Source organism: Streptomyces sp. AK010, from assembly GCF_014207295.1.
Lineage (GTDB): Bacteria > Actinomycetota > Actinomycetes > Streptomycetales > Streptomycetaceae > Streptomyces > Streptomyces massasporeus.
The window spans coordinates 246,888-260,070 of sequence record NZ_JACHCX010000002.1 but is presented as its reverse complement, the minus strand read 5'-3'; the positions used below and the strand labels follow the sequence as shown (position 1 = coordinate 260,070).

Sequence of the window (13,183 nt, the reverse complement as noted above, 5' to 3'; positions counted from 1 at the left end):
CATCGGCACCCGGCTGCGGCTGGGCGCTCCCGGCGGCGACGCCGTAGGCACCGGCGGCCGGCCCCTGCGGATACCCGTATCCGGAGCCACCCTGCGGCGGCCCGCCTGCGTCACCACCCCCGTACGCATCGGCACCCGGCTGCGGCTGGGCGCTCCCGGCGGCGACGCCGTAGGCACCGGCGGCCGGCCCCTGCGGATACCCGTATCCGGAGCCACCCTGCGCCTGGTCGTCCCCGGCAGGGTGTCCGTATCCGGCGGCGGAGTGCGGCGGCTGCCCGGGCGCGTTGCCGGAGCCCTCCGGAGGCAGCGGGGCCGCACCGGGGGTGCCGTACGGGTCGTACCCGGCGCCGCCCGCGGGCGGCTGGCCCGTGCCGTACGGGTCGGGGTGCTCGGGGATGCCGTAGGGGCCCGGGGACGGGGTGCCCTCCGGGGGGAGCGCTCCCGAGGGGTACGCGTCCCACGCGGGCTGCTGCGGCGTGCTCCACTGCTCGGGCTGCGACTGCCAGGTCTGGCCCGGCGCGGCCGGGGTCTGCTGCCGGTCGGGGCCCCAGGGCTGGCCCCAGGTCCGGCCCTCCGCGGGGGCCGAGGCCTGCGGCCCGGCCGTCGACGGCGGGGCGGGCCGGCGGCCGGGGGCGTCGGCGGGTCCGCCCGTCATGCCCGGCAGCAGGGGTTCGCCACCGTCGGAGGGCAGCACGATGCCTTCGCGCGCGGGGCGCGCCGAGGGCTCCTCGCCCTGTCCACTCTGCGTCACCGGGACTCCTACTAATGGGGGACCTTGTGAATCGTCGGGTCACGCTACCGGGTCCCCAGAGCCCCGTGCCACGCAGCACAGGGCGCGACCTCATTGCCCTGTGAGCGCGGTAACACCACCGGCTCACGGCGCGCTGTTCATGTCACCTCCTGCGCGCCGAGCCGCTGTTTCCCGCACGTTCACGCACCCGCAGACCTCGTGTTCACGCCGCCGCCTGCAGGTCGAGCCGCGCCCCGAACTCCCTCACCACCGCCTCGTCCCGGTACGGCTCCAGCCGCTGCTGGAAGTCCTCCAGGTACTCGGCGCCCCGGTTGGAGCGCAGCCCCTCCAGCAGTTCCACGGCCTTCATGCCGCTGGCGCACGCCTCTTCGATCTCGCGCTGCTGCACCTGCGCCGTGGCCAAGAGCACATATCCGATGGCCCGGCGGCGAGCCCGTGTCTCGGGATGCCCGGCCAGCGACTCCTGGGCGCACCGGGCCGCCGCCTCGGCCTGCCCGAGATCCCGGTGGCAGTGCGCCAACTCGTCGGCCAGATAGGCCTTGTCGAAGTGCGCGATCCACACCGGGTCGTCCCCGGCGGCCGGGTCGGCCGCCTCCAGGGCGCTCACCGCGCGCCCTGCCGAGGACTGGGCGGCGTGCACGTCGCCCATGAGGGCGTGCCCGCGCGCCTCCGCCGCGAGGAACATCGACTCCGCCCGCGGCGACACGCGCCCCCGCGCCCCCTCCTGCGCCGCCCGCGCCAACTGCGCGATCTCCCGCGGGTTTCCGAGCTGCGCGGCGAGGTGGCTCATGGACGCCGCGAGGACGTACCCGCCGTAGCCGCGGTCCCCGGCGGCCTGTGCCAGCCGCAGCGCCTGGATGTAGTAGCGCTGGGCCAGGCCGGGTTGCCCCGTGTCGACGGCCATGTACCCGGCGAGCTCCGTGAGCCGGGCCACCGCGGCGAACAGGTCCCGCCCGACCGCCTCCCGGTAGGACCCCGCCAGCAGCCCCGAGACCACGCTGTTGAGGTAGTGCACGACGACCGGCCGCACATGCCCGCTGCCGTACTGGTGGTCGAGATCCACGAGCGCCTGCGTCATGGCCTGGACCGCCTGCACGTCGGACTGCCCCACCCGCGGCCCCGCCGAGCGCGACACCTGCGAGTCGGGCGAGGAGATCAGCCAGTCGCGGCTGGGCTCGACCAGCGCGGACGCGGCGACGGAGGAGCCGGACAGGAAGTCCCGCCGCCCCACGTCGCTGCGCCACAGCTCGCAGACCTGCTCGACGGCCCCCAGTACCGTCGGCGAGAACTGCAGGCCCACGCCCGAGGCGAGGTTCTTGCCGTTGGCCATGCCGATCTCGTCGATCGTGACCGTACGGCCGAGTTTGCGGCCCAGGGCCTCGGCGATGATCGCCGGGGCCCGGCCCCGTGGCTGCTGTCCGCGCAGCCAGCGCGCCACCGACGTCTTGTCGTAGCGCAGGTCGAGGCCGTGCTCGGCACCGCACATGTTGACCCGGCGGGCCAGGCCGGCGTTGGAGCATCCGGCTTCCTGGATGAGCGCCTGGAGCCGTTCGTTCGGCTGCCTGGCGACGAGCGGCCTTGCGGCCATGGCGTACCCCCTGTGGCTGCGGTGCCTGCCCACGCACCGAGTTGACGTGTCTTCCGCGGCCGAGCCCCTCACGTCCCAGCGAAAAGATCCGGCCGTGAAGATCAATGCCCCGCCCACCAGGTGAAAATGCGAGGCATGTGAGGATTGCCGGGGTAACGGCTGTTGCCGGCCCCACTCGTGGCTACCCAGCTCCGGCCACGGTTCCTCCTGCGCGCCCCCGCACATGCACCCATGCGCCCCGGGAACAGGGGCGATGCTCTCCCCCGCGCACGCGGGCGGGCGTAACCCCTGGTGACGACCAGAGTTGTGTTCATCGTGGAAGAGACGATCGCCGGCGCCGAAGCCGCTCAGATCCCGAAGCAGCGCGGGGAATCGCTGCTGGAGGCCGCTGTTCGCTACGCCGAGGAGCGCCACTGGGACGTGTTCCCCGGCACCTGGCTGGAAGCCGTCGACGGGAGTCAGCGCTGCTCCTGCGGTGACGCGGCGTGTCCGGCGCCGGGGTCGCACCCGGCGCGTCCGGACTGGGCGACGCAGGCGACGGGCAGTGCGACGGTCGCGCGGCGGATGTGGCAGAAGCAGCCGACCGCGTCGATCCTGCTGCCGACGGGGCGGACGTTCGACGCGATCTCCGTGCCGGAGACGGCCGGGTTCCTCGCGCTGGCGCGGATGGAACGGATGGAGCTGACGCTCGGGCCGGTGACGCTCACGCCGGATCGGCGGATGGAGTTCTTCGTGCTGCCGGGGGCCGGGGTGAAGGTGCCCGACCTGGTCCGCAAGCTGGGGTGGTCGGTGTCGTCGCTGGATCTGACGGTGCTGGGTGAGGGGGCGTATGTGGCTGCGCCGCCCACGCGGTTCGGGTCCCGGGGGGCTGTGCAGTGGGCCTGCCGGCCTACTCCGGCGAATCGGTGGCTGCCGGATGCGGAGGAGTTGATCTCGCCGTTGGCGTATGCGTGCGGGCGGGATCGGTAGCGCCTGAAACGTCTGCGTGGTTCCTCGTCGTCGGCGGCTTCGGGTCGTGTGTGGTTGATCGCGCAGTTCCCGCACCCCTGAAAGAAGGGCGTCGCCCCGCCGTAGGGTTCTCCGTGACGGAGGGAGGCGCGGTGGGATCCAGCGCTGTGCGTGTGCGGGGGCTCTGGAAGCGGTTCGGGCAGCAGGTCGCTGTTGCCGGGATCGATCTCGAGTTGCCCGCGGGCAAGTTCATCGGGCTCGTCGGGCCGAACGGGGCCGGGAAGACCACCACCTTGTCGATGGTGACCGGGCTGCTCCGGCCCGACCACGGGACCGTCGAGGTGGTCGGGCACGACGTGTGGCGCGACCCCGTCGAGGTGAAGGCCCGGATCGGGGTGCTGCCGGAGGGGCTGCGGCTGTTCGAGCGGCTGTCGGGGCGCGAACTGCTGGCGTACACGGGGCGGTTGCGCGGGCTGCCCGGTGCCGAGGTCGACAAGCGGGCCACCCAGCTCCTCGACGTCCTCGACCTGGCCGGCGCCCAGCACAAGCTGGTCGTCGACTACTCGACCGGCATGCGCAAGAAGATCGGGCTCGCCGCCGCTCTCCTGCACAATCCCGAAGTGCTGTTCCTGGACGAGCCGTTCGAGGGGGTCGACCCCGTCTCCGCGCAGACCATCCGGGGCGTCCTGGAGCGGTACACGGCCTCGGGCGCCACGGTCGTGTTCTCTTCCCACGTCATGGAGCTCGTCGAGTCGCTGTGCGACTGGGTCGCCGTCATGGCCGCCGGGCGGATCCGCGCCACCGGCACGCTCGCCGAGGTGCGCGGCGACGCACCGTCGCTGCAGCGGGCGTTCCTCGAACTCGTCGGCGCGCAGAGCCGGGACGCCGGGTCCGACCTGGACTGGCTGGGCGGCGGGTCGCGGTGAGCGCCCCCGCGATCACCCCGGTCTTCGTACGGCTGAAGCTGTCGCTGCTGCGCAACGGGCTGCGGCAGTCCGGCGGGCGGAAGGCCGCCTACATCACCTCGGCCGTCTTCGCCCTGCTCTTCGCCGCGCTCCAGCTGATCGGCCTGATCGCGCTGCGCGGGCACGCCCACGCCGAGTCGGTGGTCGTGCCGGCGGTGGCGGTGCTGGGGCTCGGCTGGGCGGTGATGCCGCTGTTCTTCCCCAGCGGTGACGAGACCCTCGACCCGACCCGGCTGGTGATGCTGCCGCTGCGGCCCCGGCCGCTGGTGCGGGCGCTGCTCACGGCCTCGCTGGTGGGCATCGGGCCGTTGTTCACGCTGTGCCTGCTGGTCGGGTCCGTGGGCGCGGTGGCGCGGGGCTGGGCGGCGTTCGCCGTCGGTGCCGTCGCCGTCGTCCTCGCGCTGCTGGTGTGCGTGGCCCTCGCGCGGGCCGTCGCCGCCGCCAACGTACGGCTGCTGACCAGCCGCAAGGGGCGGGACCTCGCGGTGCTCAGCGGGCTCGTCATCGCCATCGGGGCGCAGATCGTCAACTTCGGCGCGCAGCGGCTCGGGGCGTCCGGGCTGGGCGAGCTCGACCCGGCGGCCGAGGTGCTCCAGTGGGTGCCGCCCGCGTCGGCGATCGGCGCCGTGCACGCGGTGAGCGAGGGCTCGTACGGTCCGGCCGTCGCGCAACTGGCGCTGAGCGCGGGTGCGCTGGTGACGCTGCTCGCGCTCTGGTCGCGGCATCTGACCCGGCTGATGACCTCGCCCGACGGCTCCACCCTGCCGAGCGCCGAGTCGGCCGCGAAGGAGCGCTCGTCGAGCGGGCTCGCGCGGCTGCTGCCCGCGGGCCGTACGGGCACGGTGATGGACCGCAGCCTGCGGTACGTGTGGCGCGACCCCAAGACCAAGGCCGCCTGGGTGACGTCGCTGGCCATCGGGCTGATCGTGCCGGTGTTCAACGCCTGGCAGGGCACCGGGTCGGTGTACTTCGCGTGCTTCGCCGCCGGGATGCTCGGCATCCAGATGTACAACCAGTTCGGGCAGGACACCTCGGCGTTCTGGATGGTCGCGATGACGATCTCCTCGGCGCGTGACGCCTACGTCGAACTGCGCGCCCGGGCGTACGCCCTGCTGCTGATCACCCTGCCGTACGCCACGCTCGTGACGGTGCTGACGACGGCCATGCTGGGCGACTGGCGGCGGCTGCCCGAGGCGCTGGGGCTGTCCTTCGCGCTGCTCGGCGCGATGCTCGCGACCGGGGCGTGGACCTCCGCCCGCTTCCCCTACTCCATCCCGCAGGAGGGCTACAAGAACGTCGCCCCCGGGCAGACCGGGCTCGCCTGGATCTCCGTCTTCGGCGGGATGATGGCGGCCGCCCTGCTCTGCGCGCCCGTCATCGCGTTCACGATCTGGCTGAACGTGAGCGCCGACGGCGACGACTGGACGTGGTTGCTGCTGCCGGCGGGCACGGCCTACGGGGCGGTGCTCACGGCGGCGGGGCTGAAACTGGCCGCTCCGCGGACGGCCCGGCGGCTGCCGGAGATCCTGGCGGCGGTCAGCAAGGGGTGACACCGGAGCGCCGGGCACGCCCTTGGGCGCCGGGGCGGGCCGGTCGGTCCGACGGAGGCCGCAGACGGTGAGCAAGGGCTGACACCGGCCCCGGGAGCCGGTGTCAGCTGTCGCCCAGCGAGTCCAGGAACGGTTCGATGGCGGCGCGCCAGGCCTCCGGCTGGTCGTAGTGCACCAGGTGGCCGGCGTCGGCGACCTCCGCGTACTGGCCGCGGGGCAGGACCCGGACCATCTCCTGGGCCTCGGCGCGGCCCAGCTCGCCGTCCAGGCCGCGCAGGACCAGGGTGGGGCAGCGGACCTGGGTCAGCTCCTCCCAGTGCGCGTCGTAGACCCATGTCTCGCGGGAGCGGAGCATCTGCTCCGGTTCGAAGACGGGGCGCCAGCCGTCCGGGGACTCGGCCATCACCTCGGCGTAGAACTCGCCGCGGGCCGGATTGGGCCGCTCCACCCAGGGGTCGTCCTCGCCGAACCACTTGCGGACGTCGGCGAGGGTGGCGAAGGGCAGCGGCCAGGACTCGAACCACTGGCCCCACTCGCGCTGGGAGGCGGCGCCGAGCGCGGACGCCCGCATGTCGCAGATGATCAGCCCGCGCACCAGGTCGGGACGCTTGGCGGCGAGCTGCCAGGCGGTCAGCGCGCCCATGGCGTGGCCGATGAGGACGACCGGGGCGAGGCCCAGCTGCTCCAGGGCGGCCTCGGCGTCGTCGACGTAGGCGTCACGCGTGAAGGAGCCCTGCGGGGGTTTGTCGCTGCGGCCGTGGCCGCGCTGGTCGAGGGCGACCGCGCGGTAGCGCCCGGAGAGCCAGCGGGCGGTGGACGCCCAGTGCGAGGCGCGGCCCATGAGGCCATGCAGTAACAGCACGCCCGGGGAGCCCTCCGGTGCGATGTGCCCGGCGTGCGCCCCCTGGCCGTCCTGCGCCGGATCGGTCTTGGGCGGGTCGCCGAACTCCCAGGCCGCCAGGCGTACGCCGCCCGTCCCGGTCACGTCGATGCGTCGCGCCATGTCCTGGCACCCCCCAAGCTTCGCGCGGACCACGGCTCCCTCGAGCCGTCCGGTCCTGTGAACCGTGTTCTGCCTGCTGTGCCTTCTGCCGTGCTGGTTGCCGTGTCCGTCGGTGCAAGTGTGCCGTGCGCCGCCCGCAGACTATCGAATGCGCATTCGAGAATCGGGTTTCCGCGGACAACACCCCTCGTTCGAGTGACCACTCCCGGGGATTGATCGCCGCCGCCGAGGGGAGATCTTCAGCGGGGGGCGGACCGCTCGGGGAAACCGGTCCGCGGGGAATGACCCTGAGAGCTCGGGGCTCCGGGTCAGCACGGGGGAGGACAGGCCCCGGCGCCACACGGCGCCGGGGCCCTCCACATCTGCGCGGCACATCCTCCCGCCCCCTCCCCGGCCGGCGACATCGCTGTCGAGCCGCGGCCCAGAGCCCCTCAGGTCATATGCCTCACGCGACAGCGTCGCACGGGAAGCGTACGGGCGCTGCCATTCGGCGGACTGGATCCCGGATTCGGTCCGGATCACGCCAAGAGCCCACCGGCGCCACAACAGCCGCACGCGCAACTGGAGTTGGCGTATTCCCCGGCGCGACAGGCGGTCGGCTCAGGGCTTGGCGACGAACACGTGGGAGGCGACGTCCGACTCCAGCTCGGCCGCCTCGCCGCCGCTGCCCACCAGCACCCCGCCCGCCGACTCGGTCACGCTCACCACCGAGCCGGGCTGCACGCCCGCCCGCCGCAGCGTGTACATCAGCTGCGCGTCCGTCTGGATCGGCTCGCCGATCCGGCGCACCACGACCGTCTTGCCCTCGGCACCCGGGTCGAGGCTGGCCAGCGACACCATGCCCTCGTCCAGGAACGGGTCCGCGCCGTCCTTCTCGCCGAGCTCCTCGAGACCCGGGATGGGGTTGCCGTACGGCGACTCGGTCGGGTGCCGCAGCAGCTCCAGGACGCGGCGCTCCACGGCCTCGCTCATCACGTGCTCCCAGCGGCACGCCTCCGCGTGGACCTGCTCCCACTCCAGACCGATCACGTCGACGAGCAGACACTCGGCGAGGCGGTGCTTGCGCATCACCCGCGTGGCCAGCCGGCGGCCCTCGTCGGTCAGCTCCAGATGCCGGTCGCTGGCGACGGACACCAGGCCGTCACGCTCCATCCGCGCCACGGTCTGGCTGACGGTCGGCCCGCTCTGGTCCAACCGCTCGGCGATACGGGCGCGCATGGGGACCACACCCTCCTCCTCCAGCTCGAGGATGGTGCGGAGATACATCTCCGTGGTGTCGATCAGTCCGGACATACGTGCCCCTCGAATGAGATCTGCCGGAGGCTGGACGGCTCACCGGCGTGTGCGCTGGCCCTGCACCCAATTCTGCCGGATACCACCGACAACCGGGCCTCGGGAGGGAAAGCCGGGGATTACCCGGCCGGGCGCAAGGGTACGGACTACCCTTTCGGCGGCTTCCCCGGGCTCGGCGCGCGGCACCCACGGCCGTATTGACACCGCACTGGTCCAGACCGCACCGTGATGCGCGACACAAGCCGCCCAGGCCAGCCCGAAGGGACCCCGTATGAGCGACCGCGCGCCGGCCGGCCAGTTCCTCGACGCCGCGATCGGCCTGCTGGAGCGGCTCCGCGACGAGGAGGCCGGCAGCATCGCCGCGGCCGGCACGCTCCTCGCCGACACCGTCGCGGACGGCGGCCGCCTCTTCGCCTTCGGCGCCGGGCACTCCTCCCTCGCCGCGCAGGACCTCGTCTACCGCGCCGGCGGTCTCGCGCTGATGAACCTCCTCGTCGTACCGGGCGTCGTCGGCGTGGACGTCATGCCCGCGCCGCTCGGCTCCGCCCTGGAGCGCGTCGACGGTCTCGCGAGCGCCGTCCTCGACAGCTCCCCGCTCCGCGAGGGCGACGCCCTGCTGGTCATCTCCCTGTCGGGGCGCAACGCCCTGCCCGTGGAGATGGCCATGAGCGCCCGCGCCCTGGGCGTGAAGGTCATCGGCGTGACCTCGGTGTCCTACGCCTCGCAGACGAGGTCCCGGCACGCCTCCGGCACGTATCTGAAGGACCACTGCGACCTCGTCCTCGACTCGAAGATCGCGGTCGGCGACGCGGAGCTCACCCACGACGGCATCCCGGCCCCCTTCGCCCCCGCCTCCACGGTCGTCACCTCGGCCCTCCTCCAGGCCGTCATGGCGACGACGGCCACCACCCTCGCCGACCGCGGCATCGAACCGCCCCTGCTGCGCTCCGGAAACGTCGACGGCGGCCACGACTGGAACACCCGGGTGATGGAGCAGTACCGCGACCGGATCTTCTACCGGCACTGAGCGGGCCGGGGCGGGTACCGCGACGGACCGGCCTCCCCCAGCTCGGCGCGGAGTACGGCGGGGCGGTGCCGCGAGGCCCGGCCCCTCACACCTCGTCCGACAGCCCCGCCAGATCCAGCGACGCCGCGATCCGTACCGCCACGTCCTCCGCGTACATCGCGTCGGACCGCTCGAAGGCACTGCGGCCCGCGCCCCGCAGGAACGTCACGACCCCCAGGGTCCGGCCCCGGCTGCGCAGCACCGCGCACAGGGCGTGCACCGCGTCCGGGGGCCACTGGCGGGCCAGGGCCCACTCGCGGGCCGCCTCGGGCGGGGCCCCGCCCGCGCTCGCGCGCAGGGCTCCCACGCGCTCCACGCACTGGAGGGCCGGATGCCCCTCGGCGTAGCGGACGGGCAGGCCCGCCAGGTCGGCCAGCTTGCTCGGGCCCGGTGCGCCGGACGGCGTGGCGGCCACCCGGACCAGCCGGACGGGTCCCTCGGCCTGCGTGTCGGTGAGCGCGCCGCCGACGACCCGGTCGATCACCGCGTGGTCCGCGAAGCCGGCCAGGGCGAAGTCCAGGTGGACCGTGGCCGCCTCCGCCGGGTCCTCGCACTCGGCCGCGGCCCGCGACGCACGGTGCAGCTGCTGCGTACGGAACCGCAGCAGGGACGCCTCCTGCTCGGTCTGCTTGGCCTCCGTCACGTCCTGGAACAGCCAGCCCACACCCAGCGGAACCGGTTCTTCCGCGAGCGGTGAGGCCAGCCGGAGGAAGCCGCTGCGCCAGCACCGCCGCTTCTCGCCCTCCGTCGCGCGCACGCTCACCCACACCTCGGCGGGCGCGGGCGGGGCGCCCTCCGCCAGCACATGCTGCAGCGCGCTCTCCAGCTCCTCCACGCCCTGCGACAGGAGCTCGCCGAGCGGCCGCCCCAGCACCGACGTACGGCCCGTGCCCAGCGCCCGGGCCGCGTGCGCGTTCACCACGGCCGGCCGCAGGTCCACGTCCACCAGGACGACACCCCAGCTGGCGTCGTCGAACAGCGCCTCGCTCAGCGCGATCGAACGCTCCAGGTCGATCTGCGCGTGCACCTCGCTGAACGCGCAGTACACCCCCGCCGGTTTTCCGTCGGGCCCGCGCACCGCGGCCGACTGCGTCCGCACGAGCACCCGCCCGCCGTCCTTGGTCAGCAGGGCGAACTCGTGCACCTGCCGCCCGGGCGCGTGCATGACGGACAGCAGTCGCCCCTCGACCTCCTCGGCGTCCGCGGTGCGCACGGCCCACCCGGCCAGACCGCGCCGCCCCACGGCCTCGTCCGCGCTCCACCCGAGGATCCGCTCGGCCTCGCGGTTCCAGTGCGTCACGACCCCGTCGGCGTCGAACGCGCACAGCGCCGCGTCCATCCCCTCCAGCAAAGCGGCAAGCAGATCCGAACCATCCGAGTTCTCCCGCTCGGGCTCGTCCGGCCCCAGCTCGTCGGTGGTCCCACTACGCCGGGAAGCACTCACCTGGACCCCCTGCAGGCTGCGTCCGCACGTCCGGCACGTCGGTTCGCTCCTTGCCATCATTCAACTGGAACGTGACCCAGCGCACACCGAGTTCCCACAACATTGAGGGAATCGTTGTACGGCGGCAATCCCCACGTCAACGCCACGGAGGCCGCCCGGCCGGACAGATCATCAGCCGATCGTCGACGTCAGTCGATCAACGGCAGGGCCCCGGCGCCGCTCCCCCGCCGCGCGTACACCTCGACCTCGATCTTCATACGGGGGTCCGCCAGCCCGCACACCACCATCGTCGCGGCCGGCCGCACCTCCCCGAAGCACGCGCGCAGCACCGGCCAGCACGGCTCGAAGTCCTCCCGCTCCGGCAGCAGGTACCGCACCCGCACGACGTCCGCGAGGAACACTTGGCCTCCTTCAGCGCGGCCCCGATGTTCCGCAGACACTGCTCGGCCTGCTCCACCACGTCGTCCGAGATCGTCATGTCCGCGTAATCGAACCCGGTCGTCCCCGAGACATGCGCCCAGTCCCCGTCCACGACGGCCCGGGCGTACCCGATCCGCTCCTCGAACACCGAACCGCTGAGAATCGCCTGCCGCTGCGTCACGGAGTCAAGCTCTCAGAAAAACGGTTGATCCGAGGCCGGACCGTTTCCTAGGCTCCAGGTACACGAGAGAGGAGGTGGTTCGGCAGATGTATGAGAACCGGACGCGTGAGGTGGCTGCGGGCTAGCGGCCCGTCACCACACACAGTGCGGTGCCGGACCAGCGCGTGAGCGAACGCGCAGCCGGCCCAATCTCCAGCGGTCACCCGACCCGCGAGTCGCCGGTACGTCCGGCCGGCTCCTCCCCAGGAGGAACCAGACTCGCGGGTCGTCTGCGTTTTTCCGCGGCTTCCCGGGGGCGATGACGGTGGACGCGTGGCGTGACGACCGGATCGGGAGCGCCCTGCGGGGTGAGAACCCGGCCGTGATGCGGCGGCTGGGCTCGGGGTTCGCGGTGATCGGGGATGTGCAGTTCCTGCCCGGCTACTCGGTGCTGCTGACCGATGATCCCGCGGTGCGGCGGTTGTCCGGGCTGCCGCGGAGCGGGCGGCCGGCGTTCCTGGCCGACATGGACCGGCTGGGGGAAGCCGTCGAGCAAGCCTGCCGGCGGGTGGAGTCAGGGTTCCGAAGGGTCAATCTGGAGATCCTCGGCAACGCCGACGGATTCCTGCACGCCCATGTGTGGCCGCGCTACGACTGGGAGCCCGGGGAGTTCATGCGGCTGCCCGTGTGGCTCTATCCGCGACAGCGGTGGAGCGAGGAGCGGTACGCGCTCGGGCCCCGGCACGACCGGCTGCGGGAGGCCATCGGCGAGGAACTGGACCGGCTCGCGGGGTGAGCACGCGGACGGCCTCACCCGGAGGTGGGTGAGGCCGTGCGGGGCGGGTCGGTCAGTGGGCGATGTCCTCGTAGCCCTCGATCTCCCGGGGGTTGCGGGTGCCCGGGCCGACGTAGCGGGCCGAGGGGCGGACCAGGCGGCCCGTGCGCTTCTGCTCCAGGATGTGGGCGGACCAGCCGGCGGTGCGGGCGCAGGTGAACATCGAGGTGAACATGTGGGCCGGGACCTCGGCGAAGTCCAGGACGATGGCCGCCCAGAACTCGACGTTCGTGGCGAGGACGCGGTCGGGGCGGCGGGCGTGGAGCTCGGCGAGGGCCGCCTTCTCCAGGGCCTCGGCGACCTCGAAGCGGGGGGCTCCCAGCTCGCGGGCCGTGCGGCGCAGGACCCTCGCCCGCGGGTCCTCGGCGCGGTAGACGCGGTGCCCGAAGCCCATGAGGCGCTCGCCCTTGTCGAGCGCGTTCTTGACGTAGGCCTCCGCGTCGCCCGTGCGCTCGATCTCCTCGATCATGCCGAGGACGCGCGAGGGGGCGCCGCCGTGCAGCGGGCCGGACATCGCGCCCACGGCGCCGGAGAGCGCCGCCGCCACGTCCGCGCCGGTCGAGGCGATGACCCTCGCCGTGAAGGTGGACGCGTTCATGCCGTGCTCCGCGGCGCTCGTCCAGTACGCGTCCACCGCCGCCACGTGCTTGGGGTCCGGCTCGCCCCGCCAGCGGATCATGAAGCGCTCGACGACGGACTGCGCCTTGTCGATCTCCCGCTGCGGAACCATGGGCAGGCCCTGGCCGCGGGCGGACTGGGCGACGTAGGAGAGCGCCATGACGGCCGCCCGGGCCAGGTCCGCGCGGGCCTGCTCGCCGTCGATGTCGAGGAGGGGTTTGAGGCCCCAGACGGGCGCGAGCATGGCCAGGGCGGACTGGACGTCCACCCGGATGTCGCCGGAGTGCACGGGGATGGGGAACGGCTCGGCGGGCGGCAGCCCGGGGTTGAAGGCGCCGTCGACGAGCAGGCCCCAGACGTTGCCGAAGGAGACGTGGCCGACCAGGTCCTCGATGTCGACGCCCCGGTACCGGAGTGCGCCGCCCTCCTTGTCCGGTTCGGCGATCTCCGTCTCGAACGCGACGACTCCCTCGAGCCCGGGTACGAAGTCGGACATCAGGCGGCTCCTCGTGATGTAAGTGACAGATGGTGTGATGTGGGGT

The 13,183-nt window shown here is 73.1% G+C and carries 10 protein-coding genes and 2 pseudogenes; 5 read left to right on the top strand and 7 right to left on the bottom strand.

From position 1 onward, the window contains the following. Window positions 1-751, bottom strand: a pseudogene (locus HDC93_RS04440) (hypothetical protein); the annotation flags it as partial. Between the two features lie 202 nt (window positions 752-953). Further along, window positions 954-2,339 carry a transcriptional regulator gene (locus tag HDC93_RS04435; protein ID WP_185007363.1) on the bottom strand — a complete coding sequence of 462 codons (1,386 nt, stop codon included), beginning with the start codon at window positions 2,337-2,339 and terminating at the stop codon, window positions 954-956. A 306-nt stretch (window positions 2,340-2,645) separates the two neighbouring features. On the opposite strand from HDC93_RS04435, the gene HDC93_RS04430 reads away from it, so the two are divergent. The 3 genes from HDC93_RS04430 to HDC93_RS04420 all read left to right on the top strand — a co-directional run bounded on the left by HDC93_RS04430 (window position 2,646) and on the right by HDC93_RS04420 (window position 5,802). Beyond that, a complete protein-coding gene (locus HDC93_RS04430) occupies window positions 2,646-3,308 on the top strand; it encodes a bifunctional DNA primase/polymerase (RefSeq protein ID WP_185007925.1) in 663 nt (220 codons plus the stop codon). A gap of 113 nt (window positions 3,309-3,421) precedes the next feature. Continuing rightward, a complete protein-coding gene (locus tag HDC93_RS04425; RefSeq protein WP_185007361.1) occupies window positions 3,422-4,213 on the top strand; it encodes an ABC transporter ATP-binding protein in 792 nt (263 codons plus the stop codon). After that, window positions 4,210-5,802 carry a transporter gene (locus HDC93_RS04420; protein WP_185007359.1) on the top strand — a complete coding sequence of 531 codons (1,593 nt, stop codon included), beginning with the start codon at window positions 4,210-4,212 and terminating at the stop codon, window positions 5,800-5,802. Before HDC93_RS04425 ends, HDC93_RS04420 begins: the two co-directional genes overlap by 4 nt. A gap of 103 nt (window positions 5,803-5,905) precedes the next feature. Here the strand turns inward: HDC93_RS04420 and HDC93_RS04415 are convergent, their stop codons facing one another. Both HDC93_RS04415 and HDC93_RS04410 read right to left on the bottom strand, forming a co-directional pair. After that, window positions 5,906-6,805, bottom strand: coding sequence for an alpha/beta fold hydrolase (locus tag HDC93_RS04415; protein ID WP_185007356.1), 900 nt, complete (start codon window positions 6,803-6,805; stop codon window positions 5,906-5,908). A gap of 600 nt (window positions 6,806-7,405) precedes the next feature. After that, window positions 7,406-8,098 (bottom strand): metal-dependent transcriptional regulator, encoded by a 693-nt coding sequence (locus tag HDC93_RS04410; protein ID WP_010035781.1) that lies wholly within the window; start codon window positions 8,096-8,098, stop codon window positions 7,406-7,408. A 271-nt stretch (window positions 8,099-8,369) separates the two neighbouring features. Here HDC93_RS04410 and HDC93_RS04405 point away from each other — a divergent pair, with 271 nt between their 5' ends. Further along, window positions 8,370-9,125, top strand: coding sequence for an SIS domain-containing protein (locus tag HDC93_RS04405; RefSeq protein ID WP_185007354.1), 756 nt, complete (start codon window positions 8,370-8,372; stop codon window positions 9,123-9,125). A gap of 85 nt (window positions 9,126-9,210) precedes the next feature. Here HDC93_RS04405 and HDC93_RS04400 read toward each other — a convergent pair whose 3' ends face one another. Together HDC93_RS04400 and HDC93_RS04395 are read right to left on the bottom strand one after the other, a co-directional pair. Then, entirely contained in the window at window positions 9,211-10,665 is a 1,455-nt protein-coding gene (locus HDC93_RS04400; protein WP_185007352.1) for a PAS domain-containing protein, read from the bottom strand. A gap of 131 nt (window positions 10,666-10,796) precedes the next feature. Then, a pseudogene (locus tag HDC93_RS04395) lies at window positions 10,797-11,209 on the bottom strand (RidA family protein). Between the two features lie 298 nt (window positions 11,210-11,507). Between HDC93_RS04395 and HDC93_RS04390 the strand changes: the two are divergent. Next, on the top strand, window positions 11,508-11,984 hold the full coding sequence (locus HDC93_RS04390; RefSeq protein WP_185007350.1) for a diadenosine tetraphosphate hydrolase: 477 nt from the start codon (window positions 11,508-11,510) through the stop codon (window positions 11,982-11,984). A 52-nt stretch (window positions 11,985-12,036) separates the two neighbouring features. Here HDC93_RS04390 and HDC93_RS04385 read toward each other — a convergent pair whose 3' ends face one another. Further along, the gene (locus tag HDC93_RS04385) at window positions 12,037-13,137 is read right to left on the bottom strand and encodes a citrate synthase 2 (RefSeq protein WP_185007348.1); all 1,101 of its coding nucleotides are present in this window, start codon (window positions 13,135-13,137) and stop codon (window positions 12,037-12,039) included. Window positions 13,138-13,183: the final 46 nt, after the last annotated feature.